Annotated in this window: 14 protein-coding genes; 11 read left to right on the forward strand and 3 right to left on the reverse strand. The window is 62.2% G+C overall.

The window, feature by feature from the left end; genetic code table 11:
* Positions 1 to 3: 3 nt before the first annotated feature.
* The 6 genes from EPJ54_RS13740 to EPJ54_RS13765 all read left to right on the forward strand — a co-directional run bounded on the left by EPJ54_RS13740 (position 4) and on the right by EPJ54_RS13765 (position 5,738).
* The gene (locus EPJ54_RS13740; RefSeq protein ID WP_167755729.1) at positions 4 to 2,217 is read left to right on the forward strand and encodes a TonB-dependent receptor; all 2,214 of its coding nucleotides are present in this window, start codon (positions 4 to 6) and stop codon (positions 2,215 to 2,217) included.
* A 23-nt stretch (positions 2,218 to 2,240) separates the two neighbouring features.
* On the forward strand, positions 2,241 to 3,899 hold the full coding sequence (locus EPJ54_RS13745) for a phosphatidylglycerol lysyltransferase domain-containing protein (RefSeq protein WP_135212311.1): 1,659 nt from the start codon (positions 2,241 to 2,243) through the stop codon (positions 3,897 to 3,899).
* 8 nt (positions 3,900 to 3,907) lie between these two features.
* The gene (locus EPJ54_RS13750; protein WP_135212312.1) at positions 3,908 to 4,099 is read left to right on the forward strand and encodes a hypothetical protein; all 192 of its coding nucleotides are present in this window, start codon (positions 3,908 to 3,910) and stop codon (positions 4,097 to 4,099) included.
* Between the two features lie 132 nt (positions 4,100 to 4,231).
* Positions 4,232 to 4,678, forward strand: a complete 447-nt coding sequence (rplK, locus tag EPJ54_RS13755; protein ID WP_135212313.1) for a 50S ribosomal protein L11 — start codon at positions 4,232 to 4,234, stop codon at positions 4,676 to 4,678.
* A 4-nt stretch (positions 4,679 to 4,682) separates the two neighbouring features.
* A complete protein-coding gene (rplA, locus tag EPJ54_RS13760) occupies positions 4,683 to 5,390 on the forward strand; it encodes a 50S ribosomal protein L1 (protein WP_135212314.1) in 708 nt (235 codons plus the stop codon).
* 126 nt (positions 5,391 to 5,516) lie between these two features.
* Entirely contained in the window at positions 5,517 to 5,738 is a 222-nt protein-coding gene (locus tag EPJ54_RS13765) for a hypothetical protein (protein WP_135212315.1), read from the forward strand.
* 38 nt (positions 5,739 to 5,776) lie between these two features.
* Here EPJ54_RS13765 and EPJ54_RS13770 read toward each other — a convergent pair whose 3' ends face one another.
* From EPJ54_RS13770 to EPJ54_RS13780, 3 genes are all read right to left on the reverse strand, one after another.
* On the reverse strand, positions 5,777 to 6,202 hold the full coding sequence (locus EPJ54_RS13770; RefSeq protein ID WP_135212316.1) for a YciI family protein: 426 nt from the start codon (positions 6,200 to 6,202) through the stop codon (positions 5,777 to 5,779).
* A 107-nt stretch (positions 6,203 to 6,309) separates the two neighbouring features.
* The gene (locus EPJ54_RS13775) at positions 6,310 to 7,554 is read right to left on the reverse strand and encodes a toll/interleukin-1 receptor domain-containing protein (protein ID WP_135212317.1); all 1,245 of its coding nucleotides are present in this window, start codon (positions 7,552 to 7,554) and stop codon (positions 6,310 to 6,312) included.
* Between the two features lie 111 nt (positions 7,555 to 7,665).
* Complete coding sequence (locus EPJ54_RS13780) at positions 7,666 to 8,214, reverse strand: glutathione peroxidase (protein WP_135212318.1); 549 nt, start codon at positions 8,212 to 8,214, stop codon at positions 7,666 to 7,668.
* 45 nt (positions 8,215 to 8,259) lie between these two features.
* Between EPJ54_RS13780 and map the strand changes: the two genes are divergently transcribed.
* From map to rpoC, 5 genes are all read left to right on the forward strand, one after another.
* Positions 8,260 to 9,006 (forward strand): type I methionyl aminopeptidase, encoded by a 747-nt coding sequence (gene map / locus EPJ54_RS13785; protein ID WP_135212319.1) that lies wholly within the window; start codon positions 8,260 to 8,262, stop codon positions 9,004 to 9,006.
* A 426-nt stretch (positions 9,007 to 9,432) separates the two neighbouring features.
* Complete coding sequence (rplJ, locus tag EPJ54_RS13790) at positions 9,433 to 9,948, forward strand: 50S ribosomal protein L10 (protein WP_135212320.1); 516 nt, start codon at positions 9,433 to 9,435, stop codon at positions 9,946 to 9,948.
* 57 nt (positions 9,949 to 10,005) lie between these two features.
* The gene (gene rplL, locus EPJ54_RS13795; protein WP_135212321.1) at positions 10,006 to 10,380 is read left to right on the forward strand and encodes a 50S ribosomal protein L7/L12; all 375 of its coding nucleotides are present in this window, start codon (positions 10,006 to 10,008) and stop codon (positions 10,378 to 10,380) included.
* A gap of 234 nt (positions 10,381 to 10,614) precedes the next feature.
* On the forward strand, positions 10,615 to 14,712 hold the full coding sequence (gene rpoB / locus EPJ54_RS13800; RefSeq protein WP_135212322.1) for a DNA-directed RNA polymerase subunit beta: 4,098 nt from the start codon (positions 10,615 to 10,617) through the stop codon (positions 14,710 to 14,712).
* A 105-nt stretch (positions 14,713 to 14,817) separates the two neighbouring features.
* A complete protein-coding gene (rpoC, locus tag EPJ54_RS13805; RefSeq protein WP_135212323.1) occupies positions 14,818 to 18,996 on the forward strand; it encodes a DNA-directed RNA polymerase subunit beta' in 4,179 nt (1,392 codons plus the stop codon).
* Positions 18,997 to 19,048 lie beyond the last annotated feature (52 nt).

Below are 19,048 nucleotides of genomic sequence, written 5' to 3' on the forward strand. Positions count from 1 at the left end.
AGCATGCGGCTCAACGTTTTGGTGGCGTGCGCGTTTGTAGCGAGCGTTTCGCCGGCGTTCGCGCAAGAGAGCGACGAGATCGTCGTGATGGCCGACAAACGCGGCGATACGCTCGCGCAAGATTTGCCGCTCGCGCTCAACGTGTTTGGCGCTGACGACATCGCGCGCCGTCACGTCGAAGATTTGCAGAGCTTGAGCTATGCGATGCCGAACGTGCAGCTCGAAGATATTGCGACGGCGCGCGGCATTGCCAATTTCACCGTCCGCGGCGTTGGCGTGAATTCCTCCATTCTCGCAACTGATCCAGCTGTCGGCGTGTTTGTCGATGGCGTGTATCAAGGCGTGAACGCGGGCTCGATCACAGAGGGTTTCGATCTGCAAGCGATCGAAGTGCTGCGCGGCCCGCAAGGCACGCTCTATGGTCGCAACGTGACGGGCGGTGCGGTGCTCGTGCGCTCAGCCGCGCCCACGGACGTGTTTGAAATGCGCGGCCGCGTTGCGGTGGAAACGGGGCTTAACGTCATCACCGAAGGCGTGATCTCCGGGCCGCTGGCTGAAGGCGTGCTCTCGGGCCGTTTGGCGCTTTATCATGCGAACGATGAAGGCTGGTTCGAGAACGATTTCGACGGGTCCCAATTCGGAGAGAATGAAACCAGCATCTATCGCGGCACGCTGCGCTTCACGCCGACGCGCGATCTGGAATTTTTGCTGCGCGCGGAGCAGGGCTTTGTCGATGGCGACGGCCCGGCGGGTCAGAACCATGCTTTGTTCGATCGTGGCTCGTTCGATTTCGCGATCAACAATAGCGGCTATGCGGCGACCGATTGGGAGCAAGCGACGCTTGAGACCAATTGGAATGTCGCGTTCGGCGATGGCGTGGTGACGAACATTGTTGGTTGGCGCTCGGTCGAAGTGCCGTGGAGCGCTGATATCGATTCTACGCCGAACTTCACGTTCCATACGCGCGTGCTGAACACGCAGGAGCAATGGAGTGAAGAGCTGCGCTACGCCGGCACGTTTGGAATCGCGGACGTAACGGCTGGGCTCTATTATTTCGAGCAGGACGTACTCTATATCGATGAGCGCAACCTTTCGCCCGCCGCCGTGCCGGGCTCAGGTTGTGGACCTTTCGACGCCGCACTCTGCCGGGTTGGCGGTGGGCAAGGCGAGTTTTCGACGGCTGCGGCTTTTGCGAATGTTGATTGGCGTTTGAGCGATACGCTGACGCTAAGCACCGGGTTGCGCTACACGCACGAAGAAAAAGATGCACGCATCTCGCGCGTGCGCGCCGCGACGGACAATCTCGATGGGCCGCTGGTTGTGCCGGGCGAAGGCGTTGTTGGCGGCAGCATCGATGATCGCACGCTCAATTTCTCGGATGCGCCGTACTCACTCTCATGGAATGACGCCTCGCCGCGCGTGGCGCTGCAATGGCGGCCGAATGACACGACGAACATTTATGCGTCGTGGTCGCGCGCGTTCCGTTCGGGCGGTGTGAACTTCCGTGTGGCGTCGCTGGGCACGGCGACGGTCGCGCAACCGCCACGCACCTATGACGCGGAAGAAGTGGAGGCGATTGAGCTTGGCTGGAAGCAGGATTTTGCGGAAGGCCGTGGCCGCGTGAACCTCGCACTCTTCCACAACACGATCGACAATATGCAGCGCGAAACCAACGTGCCGGGCATTTCGGTCGTGCAGCAAACTACGCTGAATGCGGGTGATGCTGTGATCGAGGGCGCAGAGCTAGAGGCGCGCTATGCGCTGACGGACGGGCTCACGCTCGCTGCGTACGCCGGTTACACACACGGCGAATATGATCGCCTGTTCACCGATTTCACCGGCGACCTCATCATCGATGAGCGTGATCTCGCCCTGGAAATTCCGCGCGTGGCGCCGTGGTCCTATGGCGTGAGCGTCGATTATGTGACGCCGCTCGCGGGCGGCGAGGTGAGCGCGCGGCTGGCGTACAATCACCGCGACGCGGCGTTCTACAGCGACAACAATGTTGGCCGCTTGGCCGAGGCCGATATGGTCGAGGCGAGCATTGCCTATGGCCCGGCCGATGGCCGCTGGTCGCTGGCGGCTTATGGTGAGAATTTGTTGGACGAAGCCACCTGGGGCAACGACACCATCATCGGCGGTGGTTCGCCGCCGCCGACCTTTTCGCCGCTCAACAAAGGCCGCGTCCTGGGGTTTGAGCTGCGCGTGCGCTATTGAGGCGGCCGCGTTAAAAGAGGCGCATGGCTGACTCGTCCGCGACGAATGAGACTAATGCGCGCTGGGAGGCGTGGCGCGCGCGCATCTTCGAAATTGCGCCGCACGTGTTTGCGGCGATCGCGTTCCTCGCAGGCCTGTTCACGATCGTTGCGGTGGCGACGCCGGCGTTGCCGCGCATTCGTGGCATCGATGGCGTCGAGCGCTTCGTCAGCGAACTCCCCGAAATAAGCGCGAGCCTCGCGGGTCTCGCCCTGATGGGTTTGGCGACGGGCTTGCGTAAGCGCGTGGACACCGCGTGGGCGTTTACGCTGGCGCTGCTCACGGCGATCTGTCTCTACGCAGCGTTTCGGCATGGGCATGTGGTGGCGGCGAGTTGCGCTGGCAGTGCTGCGCTCGCCTTGGCGTTAACGCGCAAGGCATTCTTCCGGCACTCGCGTTTGGGCGAACTCACGCCGGACTCGCGTGTGGCGCTGGCGATCGCGGCGGCGTTTGGCGTGGCGTTGGTGGGCGCTCTATTGTGGGCAGGCGGGCGGCCCGAATTTGCCGACGCGCCGTGGTGGTCGCTGCTAACGGATGAGCATCTTGGCCGCCCTGGCCGCGCATTGGCGCTGAGCGCGATCGCGGCGCTCGGATTGGTGGCTTGGCACTTTCTGTTGGAGCGCCCGCGTCAAGCGCCGCCGCCGCCGGCCGGAGAGGATTTCGCACGCGCCGAAGCGCTCATCGCCAAGGCGGAAGACGCGCTTCCTGATGCCCAACTCGCTTTCAGCGGGGACAAGAGTTTCGTTTTCGTCGACGGCGCTTTCATGATGGTCGCGCGCGGTGGCACGAGCTTGATCGCGATGGGCCCGCCCGTCGGCAAGCGGGCGAGCTGGCGTGGAGCGCTTGGCGCTTTGCGCACGCAAGCGGAGCGGCTCTCGCTGCGACCTGTCGTCTATTCCGCGCCGCCGCAATTGTTGCCTGACCTTCTGGATGCAGGCTTTCGTGTCGAGAAAGTGGGCGAAAACGCCGTTGTCGATCTGACGACGTTCACCATGGTGGGTACGGCCAAGCAGAAGCTCCGATCGGCGCGCCGCCGTTTTGTCGAACGCGAAGGCGCGGTGTTCGAAGTGTTCGAACCTCCGCACGCACCTGCCTTGTGGGACGAGTTGCGCAAAGTCTCCGACGCGTGGCTCGCAGCGCATGGCGGCAAGGAGAAGGCGTTTTCGCTCGGCGCGTTCGATCCGGACTATCTGCGGCGCAATCCTATCGCGATCGCGCGTCAGCACGGCGAGATCATCGCCTTCGCCAATCTCTGGCTGACGGCGGACGGCCAGCGCGGCGCGCTTGATCTGATGCGCTTCGATCCCGAACGCGGCGCCCACGGGCTCATGGATTTTCTCTTCACCGAGATATTGCTCTGGAGCCAAGCACGGGGGCTTCGCACGTTCGATCTTGGTATGGCGCCGCTCGCCGGCTTGGCGACCGATCAATACGCCTCGCTGTTCGCCCGCATTGGCCGGCTCGTGCATCAATACGGCGAGCAGTTTTACGGCTTCCAAGGCCTGCGCATGTTCAAGGACAAGTTCGGCCCGCGTTGGGAGCCGCGCTATATCGCTGCGCCTGGGTCGTGGACGTTGCCGATTGTGCTGGCGGAGGTGGCGTTGCTGACCAATGGTGGGCGCCCGCCATCGCCGCCAACCTAGGGGAGGTCATGCCCAGCGCGCCAGAACGGCCTGAACGCCAGCGCCAAACGCTGTTCGTGGTCGCCGCGGCCTGCGTGGGCGGCCTGCTCCTGCTGCTGGTGCTGTTTGCCCTGGGCATGGGGCGGCTGCTGGCCGAGGTCTGGATTACCGTCATGGCGGCCGTGATTAACCTGACGCGCGCGCTGTTCGGGTCCGGCTAGCCGCCTCGACAATTCCCGATCGTTCCGCTATAGCCGCGCGCTTCCCGCGTGGGAGGGGTTTAGCCGCCCGGACCACGCATCCCTCAGGCGGGCCGGTTCGAAAGGATCGTCCCGCGAAAAGCGAGGCAAATCATGGCTAAGAAGGTACTGGGGCAGATTAAGCTCCAAGTGCCGGCCGGGGCAGCGAACCCTTCGCCCCCGATCGGCCCCGCGCTCGGTCAGCGCGGTCTGAACATCATGGAATTCTGCAAGGGCTTTAACGCCCGTACGCAGGACATGAACAAGGGCGATCCGTGCCCGGTCGTCATCACGTACTACCAAGACAAGAGCTTCACCTTTGAGATCAAGACGCCGCCGGCGTCGTTCCTGATCAAGAAGGCCGCTGGTCTGAAGCCGGGCAAGAAGCCGGGTTCGGGTTCGAAGAAGCCGGGCGTCGACGTGGTCGGCAAGATCACGATGGCCCAGTGCAAAGATATCGCCAAGGCAAAGCAGAAAGATCTGAACGCCGCCGATCTCGATCAAGCCGCGAAGATGATCGCAGGCACTGCGCGCTCAATGGGCGTGCAGGTGGTGGAGTAAGCAGATGGCCAAGACCACAAAGCGCATGGCCAAGAGCCACGCCAATATCGATAGCCGCAAGCTGCACACGCTTTCCGAAGCCGTGAAGCTCATCAAAGAACGCGCGAGCGCGAAGTTCGACGAGACCGTCGAAATTTCGATGAACCTCGGCGTCGATCCGAAATACCCGGACCAGCAAGTCCGCGGCGTTTGCTCGTTGCCGAACGGCACGGGCCGCACTGCGCGCGTTGCTGTGTTCGCCAAGGGTCCGAAGGCTGAAGAGGCCAAGGCCGCCGGCGCCGACATCGTCGGTGCGGACGACCTGTTCGAGACCGTCAATGGCGGCAAGATCGATTTCGATCGCTTGATCGCCACGCCGGACATGATGGCCCTCGTTGGCCGTCTCGGTAAGGTGCTAGGCCCGCGCGGCCTGATGCCGAACCCGAAGGTCGGCACCGTCACCATGGACGTGAAGAAGGCCGTTGCTGACGCTAAGGGCGGCGCGGTGGAATTCCGCGTCGAGAAGGCGGGCATCGTCCACGCCGGCGTCGGCAAGGCGAGCTTCTCGGAAGAGCAAATCCTGCAGAACGTGAAAGCGTTCGTGGATGCTGTTGCGAAGGCCAAGCCGACCGGCGCGAAGGGCACGTTCGTGAAGAAGGTTGCGCTCTCGACGACAATGGGTCCCGGCGTCCGCGTCGACCCGGCCGCCGCTGTGGCTGCGGCCGCGAACTAAGTTCGAGCGAAAGCTGAAACGGAAACGCCCCGGTGAAAGCCGGGGCGTTTTTGTTTTTGGGTTTCCGCTCTTGGCCGCGAGCGGAAGCCAACGTGTCATCGTCGCGATTTGTTGGGAGCAGCACTCATGCCCATAACGCCCGCTAGCGAGCGAGAGGAGCAGCTCCTCGGCGCATTGGCCTGGATGGTCAAACAATACTTGAGCGTCGAAGACGGCGGCTTGGATCATGTGTGTATGAGCGCGGGCGAACAGGCGATGACGCTATTGGCCGAGTACGGTCTGGTTTCCGACGACACGCGGCACGGACGCTGGACGGATGCGGGTGAGCGCTTCCTAGACGCACACTGATTGAACGCCACGTCTGCAATCGGCGAATAGACGCTCTTTCAAGCCACCCCAAGCTTCCCGCGCTCGCCATCGCGCGGCGCCTTCATCTCTTCCGGCGACACAAATCCTTCCAAATCCGCCGCCTCCATAAACGGCCGTATCTCCACTTCCCCGGCCATCGCGGCGGGGATGCGTTTGGCCCAAGCCAAAGCTTCGTCCATGTCCTTGACCTCCCAGATCGAGAAGCCAACCACGACCTCCTTGGTCTCGGTGAACGGCCCGTCGATCGCAGCTGCGCCGCCGCGCCCGTCGAACAACACGCGCTTGGACTGCGCCGTCGGCTTCAAACCGGCCGCGGCCACGAACACGCCGGCCTGCACGAGCGCCTCGATGAAACCATCCATCGCCGCGAACGCTTCCACCATCTCCGGCGTCGGCTCCATCGGCTGCGCCTCATTCGCTTTCGAAAACACCATCACGCGCATCGCCTGTCTCCTCATCCAGGGCCTGCCCACCGGCCGGCTTGTCGGAACGACGAACGGATGCCTGGGCGCTCTACAATCGGCGCGCAAAGTTTTTTCTCGGCTCTTCGCTAGCGCGCGAGCGGATCGTTCGGGTGGGCGGCGCGCCAGGCTTTGGCGCCGGCGGCGTCGGCGCTGACGAATTCGCCTAGGCCGGGACGGCCGACGAGCGCGCCCAATTGTTCGACGAGCTTGATCCAGGCTGGATTCGCCGCAGTCAGCGGTCCCGAACTCAAATTTTCCGCGTGCACGAGATTGAATGGCGGCGTGAGTTCGCAGGGCTCCAGTACACACGCGCACAGGACGCCGCGCTGGCGGCCGATGGTCGCTTCCGCGCGCACCCATTCAGACGCGATCGCGCCGGGCGACCAGCACACCAGCACCGCCTTCGCCGCGCGCACTTGCTGGTTGATCTCATCGTCGAAGGCTTTACCGGAGGTGAGGCGCGCGTCGAACCAGACTTTGAATTTGAGCGCACGCAGCGCTTCGGCGATCGCCTCTACGCGTGGCCGTTCTTCGCGCTTGTAGGAGATGAAGATGTCCGGCGCACCGGCATCCGACGTCACCGCGGCTTCAAACAATTTGTGCCGCGCGAGCATGAGCGAAAGCGCGATCCAGAGCGCTGCGACGATCTCAGGACCATTGAGCCACTGGAGGAGCGCAGGCGTGAAGCCAAGGCGCTCCTCAAGCACATATCCCAGCTCGAAGGCGACGCCTGTGACGCCCAGCGCGATGAAGCCGTAGATGAGCAGTCGAAATACGGCCATGCGCGGCGCGAAGAGAACGAGCGCGAGCAACAACGCGGCCCAAACGCCGAGCAAGGCGAGATCGAAAACGCCGTCCAATTGCCAGTAAAGCGACGGGAGATGCTCGTAGAACGCTGAGGTGGCCGAGCTTCCGAACACGGAAATCCAAAACAACCCCAAGAGCGCCAGCAGCGGCGCCGCGCGTGCGCGCGCGAGAAACGCCGCCACAACGAGCGGAATGATTGCGGGCAGCGAACTCCATTCTTGTCGGACGAAATCTCCGTCGATCGTCGCGCCCCAGAAAATCGCGAACGCACCGAGCGCGAACGCAACCGACCCGATGGTGCGCTTGCGAAGAAAGGCGCCCGCAGCGATCAGAGCGGCGCCTGTGATCAGAGCGAGCCAGGGGAAGGAGGCGTCAGGATATCCGAACTGATCAACGTGATGCGCGCCGAACGCGATCAGCACCGCGCCCAAGAAGCCAAGCGCGAAGACGCGCCAAAAGCCGTACGAAAATGCGGCGCCGGCGATCGCGATTAGGCCCGCGATGCTGGCGAAATATCCTTCCATGCGTCTCCCCCTGCAGGGAGAAGAAGCCAGTTACCGCCACTTGTCTAGCCGCCAACAAAAAAGCGCTCCGACTTTCACCGGAGCGCTTAGTGTGCGTCTGCCTACAAAAGCTTAAGCGCTTTTCGCCAACTCAGCTTCAAGCACGCTGACCAGGCGCGGATCATCCGCCGTCACGTCCGGCGCGAAGCGGGCGACGACGTCGCCGTTACGGCCGATCACGAACTTTTCGAAATTCCAGAGCACGTCCGGCGCCGGGTTGGTCGCGATCTTGAAGCCTTCGAGACGTGCGCGGTGCGGGCCTTCGCCGATCGCGGCCGGCTGCGCTTTCGTGAGTGCTGCGTAAAGCGGATGCTGATCGGCGCCGACGACGGAAATCTTCGAATAGATCGGGAATTGCACATTGTAGGTGGTCGAGCAGAAATCGGCGATCTCGGCGTCCGTGCCTGGTTCTTGTTCGCGGAAATTGTTGGCCGGGAAGCCCAGCACTTCGAGGCCTTGCGCGCGCTTGGCTTCAAACAGCTTTTCCAAGCCTTCATATTGCGGCGTCAGCCCGCACTTGGAGGCGACATTCACCACGAGCAGCACTTTGCCCTTGTGGGCGGCGAGCGTGTCGGCGCTGCCGTCGATGCGCTTCAATGGGATGTCTTGGATCGTGCTCATGGAGGCTCCTCGAATTTCTGGGCTAGATGCGCTATCTAGCTAGCTATGACGATCGATAACGACAACGACCTTGAAGCGCTGAAAAAGATCGGCGGCATCGTCGCGCGTACGCTTCAGAGCATGGGCAAGGCGCTCGAGCCAGGCATGACCACGCGTGAGCTGGATGAGATCGGCGCTAAGCTGCTGGAAGCGGAGGGCGCGCAGCCCGCGCCGGCGCTCACCTACAATTTTCCCGGCGCGACCTGCATCTCCGTGTTCCCCGACATCGCGCATGGTATTCCGGGCGAGCGTGTGTTGAAGGCGGGCGATCTCGTCAACATTGACGTGTCGGCCGAGTTGAACGGCTATTTCGCCGACACCGGCTCAAGCTTTATCATGCCGCCCGTGACGCCGCGCATCGAGCGCCTGACGCGCGACGGCAAGCGCGCGATGTGGGCCGGCGTGAACAGCGTGCGCGCCGGCGCCAAGCTCGGCGACATCGGCCGCGCCGTGCAGCACTTCGCCGACAAGAACGGCTACACGCTCATCCGTAATCTCGCGAGCCACGGCGTCGGCCGCGGCCTGCATGAAGAGCCAACCTCGATTGCGACGTGGGACGATCCAAGTGAGCGCCGTCGTATCCACGAAGGCATGGTTTTCACCATCGAACCCTTCCTCTCGCTCGGCTCCGAATGGGCGATCGACGGTGACGACGAATGGACGCTCCGCGCCGACACCGGCCGGCCGACCGTGCAGTTCGAACACACGCTCGTCGCCACCAAGCGCGGGGCGGTGGTGCTGACAGCGGCTTGATCAGGTAGCCGAGGCCGCTCGCGCTAAGCGTGTCCTTTAGGTCGCGTAATGAGCGAGCTTCTTGCCAAGCGCAGAAAACTGTGCCTGCGCACTTGCGAGCTCTGAATAAAGCGTGCATATGCCCCGATCCGGCGGGAATTAACTCGCCGGTACCTGTCCGAGACTGCAGGCGCCACGAACATGGTGTGCCCAATAGGGCGCTGTGTGCGTGGCTTAAATCGTTGAAAGCTTAGGCTTTCTGGAGCCCGCAATAGACAGAGCTGACGTTTTTCAGGGTGAGCTGTCAAGCCCGCTCTGTTGGCCCGGCCTCTGGGACAGGCTGCGCGTGGACCGCGCGCCGCTCGGAGGTTTTTCCGCCGGCCGGCTGGTCCACGTGCGCTTCTAGGGGCGCCGGATTGGCCGGTGGCCCTAACTGAGGAGACCGCAATGGATCGTGCTCAGAAGGCCGAAACGGTGGAGTCGCTGAAAGGCGTGTTCGCCGGGGCCGGTGTGGTGGTCGTTGGCCATTACACGGGTCTGACTGTTGCGGAATTGACGGTGCTGCGCACGCGCCTTCGTTCCGAAGGCGCCGCGCTCAAAGTGGTGAAAAACCGCCTGGTGAAACTCGCCATCGCCGACACGCCCAAGGCGTCGGCGGCGGAGCTGTTCACCGGCCCCACGGCAATCGCATACTCCGCTGACCCGATCACGGCCGCCAAGGTCGCTGTCGCGTACGCGAAGGAAAAGGAAAAGTTCGTCGTTCTCGGCGGCCTTTTCGGCGACCAATTGCTCGACAAAGCAGGCGTGCAGGCTCTGGCCACGCTGCCTTCTCTCGACGAGCTGCGTGGGAAGATCATTGGCCTCGTACAGGCGCCTGCGACGAAGATCGCTGGCGTGCTCGCAGCGCCCGGCGGCCAGCTGGCGCGCGTGCTCAACGCGTACGCGACCAAAGACGCCGCATAACACCGTCTATTCCGCTTATCGAATTGAAATCAGACAGAAAACGTCAGGAACTAAATCATGGCAGACCTCAACAAAATCGTCGAAGATCTCTCCGCGCTCACCGTTCTCGAAGCCGCTGAACTCTCCAAGCTTCTCGAAGAGAAGTGGGGGGTTTCGGCCGCTGCTCCGGTCGCTGTCGCCGCAGCCGGCGGTGGCGCTCCGGCCGCCGCTGCTGAAGAGAAGACCGAATTCACGGTCCAGCTCACCAGCGCCGGCGACAAGAAGATCGAAGTCATCAAGGAAGTCCGCGCGATCACGGGTCTCGGCCTGAAGGAAGCCAAGGACCTCGTCGAAGGCGCACCGAAGCCGGTGAAGGAAGGCGTGAACAAGGCTGATGCCGAAAAGTTCAAGGCCCAACTTGAAAAGGCCGGCGCGAAGGTCGATTTGAAGTAACTCGCAAACACTGAAGCGGAAGCAGGAGCCGTCCAAAACGGCTTCGGCTTCCGCCTTTGCGTGTCCGGCTCTGCTGGACGCGCCGGACGAGCCGCCCGCCCGCGGTTCTCCGAAAACGGGTCGGGCTCTTGGGATTTTCCCTTGGGACCAGGGCGGAAGGCGGCTCATGCGCCGCGCTTGGCGGGCCTATTGGCCGGGGTCCGCTTCCGAGCGCGGGGCACATGGGGAGAGCAGATGGCTCTGTCGTACACCGGTAAGAAAAAAATTCGCAAGTCGTTTGGCAAGATCCCGGAAGCCGGGAAGATGCCGAACCTGATCGAGGTGCAAAAGAGCTCCTACGATCAATTCCTGCAGAAGGACGAGCGTTCCTACGAACGTATCGATGAAGGTCTGCAGGCTGTTTTCAAGTCGGTGTTCCCGATCCGCGATTTCTCGGATCGGGCCGTGCTCGAATACGTCTCGTACGAATTCGAAGAGCCGAAGTTCGACGTCGAAGAATGCCAGCAGCGCGACATGACGTTCGCCGCGCCGCTGAAGGTGAAGCTGCGCCTCATCGTCTTCGAAACGGACGAAGAGACCGGCGCGAAGTCCGTGAAGGACATCAAAGAACAAGACGTCTATCTGGGCGACATCCCGCTCATGACCGACAAAGGTACGTTCGTCGTGAACGGCACCGAGCGCGTGATCGTGTCTCAGATGCACCGTTCGCCGGGCGTGTTCTTCGATCACGACAAGGGCAAGACGCACGCCTCGGGCAAGTTGCTGTTTGCCGCCCGCGTGATCCCGTACCGCGGCTCGTGGCTCGATTTCGAGTTCGACGCCAAGGACATCATGTACGTCCGCATCGACCGGAAGCGTAAGCTGCCGGCGACGACGCTGCTCTACGCGCTCGGCATGTCGAGCGAGCAAATCCTCAGCACGTTCTACCAATCGTCCGTCTATAAGCGCACGCGCGCGGGCTGGACGACGAAGTATCGCGCCGAGCGCTGGCGCGGCGTGAAGCCGACCTATGATCTCGTCGATGCGAAGACCGGCAAGGTCGTGGCCGAAGCCGGCAAGAAGATCTCGGCGCGCATCGCCAACAAGCTGGTCGAAGACGGCGTCGTGGACATCCAAGTCCCGTCGGAAGATCTGTTCGATCGCTACATCGCCGAAGACATCGTCAATCCGGAAACGGGTGAGATCTACGTCGAAGCCGGCGACGCGCTGTCTGAGACCGTGCTCGCCACGTTGATCGAAGCGGGCATCGACGAGCTGCCGATCCTGGATATCGATCCGGCGACCGTTGGCCCGTACATCCGCAACACGCTGAAGCTCGACAAGAACGAGAACCGCGAACAAGCGCTGTTCGACATCTATCGTGTCATGCGTCCGGGCGAACCGCCGACGATCGACACCGCTGAAGTGCTTTTCAACGGCCTGTTCTCGGATCAAGAGCGCTACGACCTCTCGGCCGTGGGCCGCGTGAAGATGAACATGCGCCTGGGCTTGGACACGGATGACTCGATCCGCATCCTGCGCCTGGAAGACATCCTCGAAGTGCTGAAGACGCTGACCGACCTGCGCGACGGCCGCGGCGAAGTCGACGACATCGACAACCTCGGCAACCGCCGTGTGCGTTCGGTCGGCGAACTGATGGAAAATCAGTATCGCATCGGCCTCTTGCGCATGGAGCGCGCGATCAAGGAACGTATGTCGTCTGTCGACATCGAAACCGTGATGCCGCACGATCTGATCAACGCGAAGCCGGCGGCCGCCGCCGTGCGCGAGTTCTTCGGTTCGTCGCAGCTCTCGCAATTCATGGACCAAACCAACCCGCTCTCCGAGATCACGCACAAGCGTCGTCTCTCGGCGCTGGGCCCGGGTGGTCTGACGCGTGAGCGCGCGGGCTTCGAAGTCCGCGACGTGCACTTGACGCACTACGGCCGCATCTGCCCGATCGAAACGCCGGAAGGCCCGAACATCGGTCTGATCAACTCGCTGGCGACGCACGCCCGCGTGAACAAGTACGGCTTCATCGAAAGCCCGTACCGCAAGGTTCACAACGGCAAGCCGAGCCAAGAGATCGTCTATCTGTCGGCGATGGAAGAGGCCAAGCACAAGATCGCGCAGGCCAATTCAGAGCTCGATGCGAAGGGCAATCTCGCCGAAGACCTCGTACAAGCGCGCGAGAACGGCGAAGCACAACAGATCGTGCGCGAAGAAATCGACCTTATGGACGTGTCGCCGAAGCAGGTTGTTTCGGTCGCCGCGGCGCTCATCCCGTTCCTTGAGAACGACGACGCCAACCGCGCGCTCATGGGCTCGAACATGCAACGCCAAGCCGTGCCGTTGCTCCGCGCCGACGCCCCGATCGTGGGCACCGGCATGGAAGGCACGGTGGCGCGTGACTCGGGTGCGGCCATCACCGCGCGCCGCACCGGCATCGTCGAGCAAGTCGATTCACAGCGTATCGTTGTGCGCGCCACAGAAGAGAAGGACCCGGCCAAGCCCGGCGTCGATATCTATCGTCTGCTCAAGTTCCAACGCTCGAACCAGAACACCTGCATCACGCAGCGCCCAATCGTGAAGGTCGGCGATCTCGTGACTGCCGACGACATCATCGCTGATGGTCCGTCGACGGAGCTGGGCGAACTCGCGCTTGGCCGCAACGTGCTCGTCGCGTTCATGCCGTGGAACGGCTATAACTTTGAAGACTCGATCCTGATCTCCGAGCGCATCGTCAAAGACGACGTGTTCACCTCAATCCATATCGAAGAATTCGAAGTCGCCGCCCGCGACACGAAGCTTGGTCCGGAAGAAATCACCCGCGACATCCCGAACGTCGGAGAGGAAGCCCTCCGCAACCTCGACGAAGCCGGCATCGTGGCGATCGGCGCCGAATTGGAGCCGGGCGACATTCTGGTCGGCAAGGTGACGCCGAAGGGCGAAAGCCCGATGACGCCGGAAGAAAAGCTGCTGCGCGCCATCTTCGGTGAAAAGGCCAGCGACGTGCGCGACACGTCCCTGCGTCTGCCGCCGGGCGTCAACGGCACGGTCGTCGAAGTCCGCGTGTTCAACCGTCACGGCGTCGACAAGGATCAACGCGCGCTGCAAATCGAGCGCGAAGAGATTGAACGCCTGGCTAAGGACCGTGACGACGAACTCTCGATCCTCGAGCGCAACATCTTCGGTCGCCTGCGCGAAATCCTGATCGGCAAGTCGGCGACGACGGGCCCGAAGGGCTTCAAGAAGGGCGACGCGATCAGCGAAGACTCGCTCGAGCCGTTCAGTAAAGGCCAATGGTGGCAGTTCGGCATCGACGACGAAAACGCGATGACCGAAATCGAAGCGCTGAAGAAGCAGTATGACGACGCCAAGAAGCGCCTCGAAGCGCGCTTCCACGACAAAGTCGATAAGCTGCAGCGCGGCGATGAATTGCCGCCGGGCGTGATGAAGGTCGTCAAAGTGTTCGTCGCGGTGAAGCGCAAGCTGCAACCGGGCGACAAGATGGCCGGCCGTCACGGCAACAAGGGCGTCATCTCCAAGATCACGCCGGTGGAAGACATGCCGTTCCTTGAAGACGGCACCCATGTCGACATCGTGTTGAACCCGCTGGGCGTGCCATCGCGCATGAACGTCGGTCAGATTCTGGAAACGCACTTGGGTTGGGCGTGCGCGGGCCTCGGCAAGCAGGTTCGTGAAGCGCTTGAGCTCTATGAGCGCGACGGCGATCGTAAGCCGCTCGAGAAGAAGTTGAAGGACGTTTACGGTGACGGCGTCGAGCTGCCGAAGGAAACCAGCGACATCACTGAACTCGCGCGCAACATCTCCAAGGGTGTGCCGATCGCGACGCCGGTGTTCGACGGCGCCAAGGATAGCGATATCCGTGAGCACCTGCGCATGGCCGGCTATGCCGAGACGGGCCAGGTTCAATTGTACGATGGTCTGACGGGCGAGCCGTTCAAGCGGCAAGTCACGGTCGGCTACATCTACATGCTGAAGCTGCACCACTTGGTGGACGATAAGATCCACGCGCGCTCCATCGGCCCGTACTCGCTCGTCACGCAGCAACCGCTGGGCGGCAAGGCGCAGTTCGGCGGTCAGCGCTTCGGCGAAATGGAAGTGTGGGCGCTCGAAGCTTACGGCGCGGCGTACACGCTCCAGGAAATGCTGACGGTGAAGTCGGACGACGTTGCCGGCCGTACGAAGGTCTATGAGGCCATCACACGCGGTCACGACACGTTCGATGCGGGCATCCCCGAGTCGTTCAACGTGCTCGTGAAGGAAATGCGCTCGCTCGGCCTCAACGTCGAACTGGTCGACGGCACGCGCGTGAAGGCTGCCGAATAGGAATGGCCGGCGCGTCTCGGGTGAGGCGCGCCGGATAATTCGAGAACGAACCCACGGGGCGCCGGCCGCACACCGGCGCGACGGAAGGTCAAAACGATGAATGCAATGAACCAAGACCTGATCAACAACACGTTCGGCAATCAGCCGCCGGCGCCTGTTTTCGATCAGATCAAGATTTCGATCGCGAGCCCCGAACAGATCAAGTCGTGGAGCTTCGGCGAGATCAAGAAGCCCGAGACGATCAACTACCGTACGTTCAAGCCGGAACGCGACGGCCTGTTCTGCGCGCGTATCTTTGGCCCGATCAAGGATTACGAGTGCTTGTGCGGCAAGTACAAGCGCATGAAGTACAAGGACATCATCTGCGAAAAGTGCGGTGTCCAAGTTACGCTTCAGCGCGTGCGCCGCGAGCGCATGGGCCACATCGAACTGGCGGCGCCCGTTGCGCACATCTGGTTCCTGAAGTCGCTTCCGAGCCGCATCTCGCTGATGCTCGACATGGCGTTGAAGGACATCGAGAAGGTGCTGTACTTTGAACAGTACATCGTGCTCGAGCCGGGCCTGACCTCGCTCGAGGCCAAGCAGCTTCTGACGGAAGAAGAGTATCTCCGTGCGCAGGACGAGTTCGGCGAAGACAGCTTCACCGCCTCGATCGGCGCTGAAGCGATCCGTGAATTGCTGATCCAGCTCAACCTCGAAAAAGAAGCTGAGCAACTCCGCAAGGAAATCGCTGAGTCCACGTCGGAACTGAAGCCGAAGAAGCTGGCCAAGCGCCTGAAGTTGGTAGAAGCGTTCCTCCGTTCGGGCAATAAACCGGAATGGATGATCCTGACGATCGTGCCGGTGATCCCGCCGGAACTGCGTCCGCTCGTGCCGCTCGATGGCGGTCGCTTTGCGACGTCGGATCTGAACGATCTCTATCGCCGCGTCATCAACCGCAACAACCGCTTGAAGCGTCTGATGGAGCTCCGCGCGCCGGACATCATCATCCGCAACGAAAAGCGGATGCTGCAGGAAGCTGTCGACGCTTTGTTCGACAACGGCCGCCGCGGCCGCGTGATCACGGGCGCCAACAAGCGTCCGCTGAAGTCGCTCGCCGACATGCTGAAGGGCAAGCAAGGCCGCTTCCGTCAGAACTTGCTTGGCAAGCGCGTCGATTATTCTGGCCGTTCGGTGATCGTCGTCGGTCCGGATCTGAAGCTGCACCAGTGCGGCCTGCCGAAGAAGATGGCGCTCGAATTGTTCAAGCCGTTCATCTACGCGCGCTTGGATGTGAAGGGCCTCTCCGGCACCGTGAAGCAATCACGCCGGATGGTGGAAAAGGAACGCCCGGAAGTTTGGGACGTGCTCGAAGAAGTCATTCGCGAGCACCCGATCCTGCTCAACCGCGCGCCGACGCTCCACCGCTTGGGCATCCAAGCGTTCGAGCCGAAGCTCATCGAAGGCAAGGCGATCCAGCTGCACCCGCTGGTTTGCGCCGCGTTCAACGCTGACTTCGACGGCGACCAAATGGCCGTGCACGTTCCGCTGTCGCTCGAAGCGCAGCTCGAAGCGCGCGTGCTGATGATGTCGACGAACAACATCCTCTCGCCGGCGAACGGCAAGGCGATCATCGTGCCGTCGCAGGATATCGTGCTTGGCCTCTACTACTTGTCGCTGATGAAGGAAGGCGAGCCGGGCGAAGGCAAGCTGTTCGCTAACATCGCCGAAATCGAAGCCGCGCTCGAAGCGGGTGTCGTCACGCTGCACACCAAGATCAAAGCGCGCTTTGAGACGGTGGACGCCGATGGCAAGCCGGTCCGCATGACGATCGACACGACGCCGGGCCGCATGAAGCTCGCCGAAGTGCTGCCGCGTCACCCGAAGATCAGCCACAAGCTGCTCGACCAGACGATGACCAAGAAGGAAGTCGGCAACCTGATCGATCAGGTTTACCGTTTCTGCGGTCAGAAGGCGACGGTGATCTTCGCCGACCGCATCATGCAACTCGGCTTCAAGGAAGCGGCGAAGGCCGGCATTTCGTTCGGCATGGCCGACATGGTGGTGCCGAAGGCGAAGGAAAGTCTCGTCGAAGACACGCGCAAGCGCGTGTCGGAATACGAGAAGCAATACGCCGATGGCCTGATCACCAAGGGCGAGAAGTACAACAAGGTTGTCGACGCCTGGTCGAAGTGCACCGACAAAGTCGCTGACGCGATGATGGACGAAGCGTCCAAGCCGGCCAAACTCAAGGATGGCCGTCTGGGCGAATTGAACTCCGTCTTCATGATGGCGCACTCGGGCGCACGTGGTTCGAAGAACCAGATGAAGCAGCTCGCCGGCATGCGCGGCCTGATGGCCAAGCCGTCGGGAGAAATCATCGAGACGCCGATCATCTCAAACTTCAAGGAAGGCCTCTCGGTTCTCGAATACTTCAACTCGACCCACGGCGCCCGTAAGGGCCTCGCGGACACCGCGTTGAAGACCGCGAACTCGGGCTACCTGACGCGTCGTCTCGTCGACGTGGCGCAAGATTGCATTATCACCGAAGAAGATTGCGGCACGCAGGATGGCATCCAGATGACCCCGGTCATCGACGGCGCCGACATCGTCGTCTCGCTCGGCACGCGTATCCTCGGCCGCACGGCTGCGGTGGACGTGGTCGAGCCGGGCACCGGCAAGATCGTGGCGCCGGCTGGCGCCTTCCTCGACGAAGACCTCGTCGTGCTGATCGAGAAGGCCGGCGTGCAAGCGGTGAAGGTGCGCTCTGTGCTCACCTGCGAAACCCGTACGGGCGTCTGCGGCGCTTGCTATGGCCGCGACCTCGCGCGTAACACGCAAGTGAACATCGGCGAAGCGGTCGGCGTCATCGCGGCGCAATCGATCGGCGAGCCTGGCACGCAGCTCACGATGCGTACGTTCCACATCGGCGGCGCGGCCCAGGTGGCCGAGCAATCGGTGATGGAATCGGCGCACGACGGTTCGATCCGCTTCGTGAACCGCAACACGGTGAAGAACGCCAATGGCGAACTCATCGTCATGAGCCGCAACATGCAAGCCATCGTCGTCGACGAAGAAGGCAAGGAGCGTCAGAGCTTCAAGCTCTCGTTCGGCGCGCGTCTGCGCGTTGACGAGAACTCGAAGATCAAGCGCGGTGATCGCATCTCGGAATGGGACCCCTACGCCACGCCGATCCTTACGGAAGTCGCTGGTAAGGCGAAGTTCGAAGATATCGTCGAAGGCGTGTCGGTGCGCGAAGAGTTCGACGAAGCCACCGGCATTTCGTCGAAGGTGATCATCGATTGGCGCGCGACGGCGAAGGGCTCGGACCTGCGCCCGAGCATCGCCATCTACGACGCCAAAGGTAAGCCCGCGAAGCTCGCGAACGGCACGGACGCGCGTTACACGCTGCCGGTCGGCGCAATTCTTTCGATCGCCGACGGCGACGACGTCACGCCTGGCCAAGACCTCGCGCGTATGCCGACAGGCGGCGCCAAGACCCGCGACATCACCGGCGGTCTGCCGCGCGTCGCGGAATTGTTCGAAGCCCGTCGTCCGAAGGATCACGCGATCATCGCCGAAGGCGACGGACGTGTTGAGTTCGGCAAGGACTACAAGAACAAGCGCCGTCTGCGCGTGGTCCCGGAAGACGAAAGCCTCGAGCCGATCGAGTACATGATCCCGAAGGGCAAGCACATTCCGGTGCAAGAAGGCGACTTCGTGAAGAAGGGCGATTACCTGCTCGACGGCAATCCCGCGCCGCAGGACATCCTCTCCATTCTCGGTGTCGAAGCGCTGGCGAATTACCTCGTTGAGGAAATTCAGAAAGTGTACCGCCTGCAGGGCGTGCCGATTAACGACAAGCATATCGAGGTGATCGTTCGCCAGATGCTGCAGAAGGTCGAAGTGATGGACGCCGGCGACACCGAATTCCTGAAAGGGGAAGCGGTGGAAGCACTCGATCTCGAAGACGAGAACAAGCGCGTCCTGGAACTTGGTCTGAAGCCGGCGACGGCCCAGCCCATGCTGCTCGGCATCACCAAGGCCAGCTTGCAAACGCGTTCCTTCATCTCGGCGGCGTCGTTCCAAGAAACCACGCGCGTGCTCACCGAAGCTGCGGCTTACGGCAAGTCGGACACGCTCGAAGGCTTGAAGGAAAACGTCATCGTCGGCCGTCTCATCCCGGCTGGTACGGGTGGTCAGCTGCGCCGCTATCAAAAGCTCGCAGCCGAACGCGATGCGCAACTCGCGATCGAAGCCGCGGAAGACGCGCGCTTGGGTCGTCAAACTGAAGCAGCTGAATAAGCCGCTTCAGCAGAGGAAACGCCCAAAGATAAGAAGAACGGCCCCGGAGCGA

It is taken from the genome of Vitreimonas flagellata (assembly GCF_004634425.1).
Taxonomy (GTDB): Bacteria; Pseudomonadota; Alphaproteobacteria; order Caulobacterales; family Aquidulcibacteraceae; genus Vitreimonas; species Vitreimonas flagellata.

Coding starts and splice junctions, on each gene's coding strand:
- EPJ54_RS13740 (WP_167755729.1), top strand. CDS start 4: ATGCGGCTCAACGTTTTGGTGGCGTGCGCGTTTGTAGCGAGCGTTTCG.
- EPJ54_RS13745 (WP_135212311.1), top strand. CDS start 2,241: ATGGCTGACTCGTCCGCGACGAATGAGACTAATGCGCGCTGGGAGGCG.
- EPJ54_RS13750 (WP_135212312.1), top strand. CDS start 3,908: ATGCCCAGCGCGCCAGAACGGCCTGAACGCCAGCGCCAAACGCTGTTC.
- rplK (WP_135212313.1), top strand. CDS start 4,232: ATGGCTAAGAAGGTACTGGGGCAGATTAAGCTCCAAGTGCCGGCCGGG.
- rplA (WP_135212314.1), top strand. CDS start 4,683: ATGGCCAAGACCACAAAGCGCATGGCCAAGAGCCACGCCAATATCGAT.
- EPJ54_RS13765 (WP_135212315.1), top strand. CDS start 5,517: ATGCCCATAACGCCCGCTAGCGAGCGAGAGGAGCAGCTCCTCGGCGCA.
- EPJ54_RS13770 (WP_135212316.1), bottom strand. CDS start 6,202: ATGCGCGTGATGGTGTTTTCGAAAGCGAATGAGGCGCAGCCGATGGAG.
- EPJ54_RS13775 (WP_135212317.1), bottom strand. CDS start 7,554: ATGGAAGGATATTTCGCCAGCATCGCGGGCCTAATCGCGATCGCCGGC.
- EPJ54_RS13780 (WP_135212318.1), bottom strand. CDS start 8,214: ATGAGCACGATCCAAGACATCCCATTGAAGCGCATCGACGGCAGCGCC.
- map (WP_135212319.1), top strand. CDS start 8,260: ATGACGATCGATAACGACAACGACCTTGAAGCGCTGAAAAAGATCGGC.
- rplJ (WP_135212320.1), top strand. CDS start 9,433: ATGGATCGTGCTCAGAAGGCCGAAACGGTGGAGTCGCTGAAAGGCGTG.
- rplL (WP_135212321.1), top strand. CDS start 10,006: ATGGCAGACCTCAACAAAATCGTCGAAGATCTCTCCGCGCTCACCGTT.
- rpoB (WP_135212322.1), top strand. CDS start 10,615: ATGGCTCTGTCGTACACCGGTAAGAAAAAAATTCGCAAGTCGTTTGGC.
- rpoC (WP_135212323.1), top strand. CDS start 14,818: ATGAACCAAGACCTGATCAACAACACGTTCGGCAATCAGCCGCCGGCG.